Raw genomic sequence first — 2,562 nt, forward strand, 5'->3', positions numbered from 1 at the left:
CAGCTGGCCGACCACCTGAAGCAACACTGGCCGACGCTGCGCAAGCGGCTGCTGGTCGGTGAGTACCACCCCAGCCCGGTCCGGGCCGTCGAGATCCCCAAGCCCAAGGGCGGGACGCGGCAGCTCGGCATTCCCACGGTCACCGACCGGTTGATCCAGCAGGCGCTGCTGCAGGTGCTGACGCCAATCTTCGATCCGGGTTTCTCCGCATCGAGTTACGGCTATCGCCCCAGACGCAGCGCCCAGCAGGCCGTCTCGGCGATGAAGACCCATGTCACCGCCGGCCACCGCTGGGTGGTCGACCTCGACCTGAAAGCCTTCTTCGACAGAGTAAACCACGACCTGCTGATGGCGCGGGTCGCGCGCCGCGTCCGCGACAAGCGGGTGCTGCGCCTGATCCGTCGCTACCTGGAAGCCGGGATGTTCCAGGACGGCCTGGCCGCGCCACGCCGGCAGGGAACGCCCCAGGGTGGGCCACTGAGCCCGCTGCTGGCGAATATCCTGCTGGATGACGCGGACAAGGAACTGGAACGCCGCGGTCACCGCTTCTGCCGCTATGCCGACGACATGCAGGTGTATGTCAGCAGTCGGCGAGCAGGTGAGCGCGTCATGGCCAGCCTGAGTGATTTTCTCGAGAGCTCGCTCAGGCTGACGGTCAATCGCGACAAGAGTGCGGTGGACCGGCCGTGGAACCGGGGGTATCTGGGCTACACGCTGACTCGGCACAAACTGCCAAAGCTGACGCTGGCCAAGGCCAGCCTGCAGCGCCTGATGCAGCGTGTCCGCGAGATCCTCAAGCGCGGCAGGGGGCGCAACATACGGCGCGTTATTGAAGAGTTGATTCCGGTCCTGCGGGGCTGGGCCAACTACTTCTCCCTCGTCGACGTAAAGCGCCCGCTGGAGGCGCTGGATGGTTGGATACGTCGCCGGCTTCGTTGCGTGATCTGGCGGCAATGGAAGCGCCCATGGACCCGGCGCCGGAAGCTTACGGCGCTGGGCCTGGATCACCACCGGGCGTGGAAGTCAGCGGGAAACGGGCGAGGCCCTTGGTGGAACGCCGGCGCCTCGCACATGAATCAGGCTCTGCCTCGGAAGTGGTTCGACCGTCTGGGCCTGATCTCGGTACTCGATACGATCAAAAGGGCTTAGTCGTTCTTCGTGAACCGCCGTGGTACGGAACCGTATGCCCGGTGGTGTGAGAGGACGGGGGAGGCGACTCCCCCTCCTACTCGATTCCCGGTCCAGCCCCCGAAGCGTTGACCCCGCTCACGCTGCGCCCCGCAAATGCGCCGATTCGGCGACGATTTTCGCTTGACTTGTCCACCCCTCGCGGTTCCGCACCGCCTCCTGTGCATGACACGGACGCCAGGCCCCGTGCCCATGGGGCTTATGATAATTTCTTTCTAAATCAATAGGTTAAGCAAGATCAAAAATTGACCAATCTAAGGGCAGCCCGCTATCCATGGCGATTAGGCGACCTTTTCGAGGGGTTGTGAACAGGGTTATCCACAGAATGTGTGGAAAACGGCGCGGCGCCGGAAACGGTGGGGTGGGAGGGGCTCTGTCAACCCCGAATGGGGGGAGGAGAGGGCCATCGCAGCCTGGCCGGCTGCGATAGCACCAGAGCTTACTCAGGCTTCACGGCACGCAGGCGGCGCAGCAGCGAGGAGGTGTCCCAGCGGCCGCCGCCCATCGCCTGGACGTCGGCATAGAACTGGTCGACGAGCGCCGTGACCGGCAGGCGTGCCTCGAGCTGGCGCGCCTGGTCCAAGCAGATGGCGAGGTCCTTGCGCATCCAGTTCACGGCGAAGCCGTGCTCGTAATCGTCATCGATCATGGTGGCGTGGCGATTCTCCATCTGCCAGGAGCCGGCGGCTCCCTTGCTGATGACGTCCACCACCCGCCGGCGATCGAGGCCGGCCTGCTCGGCGAAGTGGAGCCCCTCGGCCAGCCCCTGCACCAGGCCGGCGATGCAGATCTGGTTGACCATCTTGGTCAGCTGGCCGCTGCCGGCCGGGCCCATCCGGGTCACCGCCCGGCCATAGTGAGCGAGCAGCGGCTCGGCGCGGGCGAAGTCGGTCTCGCTGCCGCCGCACATGATGGTCAGCGCGCCGTTCTCCGCCCCCTGCTGGCCGCCTGAGACCGGCGCATCCAAGAAGCCGATGCCGCGCTCGCGGCAGGCGGCATCGAGCGCCTCGGCCAGGTCCGCCGAGGCCGTGGTGTGATCCACCAGCAGGCTGCCCTCGGCCATGCCGGAGAGGGCTCCCTGCTCGCCGATGGTCACCTGGCGGACGTCGTCGTCGTTGCCTACGCAGACCAGCACCAGGTCGGCGCCCTGGGCGGCCTCGCCAGGGGTGGGGTAGTGGCTGCCGCCGTGCTCGGCGACCCACGCCTCGGCGCGGGCGGTGGTGCGGTTGTAGACGCGCACCGCGAGGCCGGCGCGGGCAAGGTGGCCGGCCATGGGGTAGCCCATGACCCCTAGGCCGATGAAGGCGACGGTGGAAATCTGCTTGCTCATCCTGGTGGTGTCCTCTTGTTGGTGGTTGGTTGTCGGGGGGGGGG

The 2,562-nt window shown here is 66.6% G+C and carries 2 protein-coding genes; one reads left to right on the top strand and one right to left on the bottom strand.

Going from position 1 to position 2,562, the window contains the following annotated elements:
• Positions 1–1,149 (top strand): group II intron reverse transcriptase/maturase (ltrA, locus tag Q673_RS26370; RefSeq protein ID WP_023005689.1); only part of this gene is annotated, 1,149 nt, incomplete at its 5' end.
• A gap of 478 nt (positions 1,150–1,627) precedes the next feature.
• On the opposite strand, the gene Q673_RS26375 is transcribed toward ltrA, so the two are convergent.
• The gene (locus Q673_RS26375) at positions 1,628–2,518 is read right to left on the bottom strand and encodes an NAD(P)-dependent oxidoreductase (RefSeq protein WP_023005690.1); all 891 of its coding nucleotides are present in this window, start codon (positions 2,516–2,518) and stop codon (positions 1,628–1,630) included.
• Positions 2,519–2,562 lie beyond the last annotated feature (44 nt).

It is taken from the genome of Halomonas sp. PBN3 (assembly GCF_000475415.1).
GTDB classification, from domain to species: Bacteria; Pseudomonadota; Gammaproteobacteria; order Pseudomonadales; family Halomonadaceae; genus Halomonas; species Halomonas shengliensis.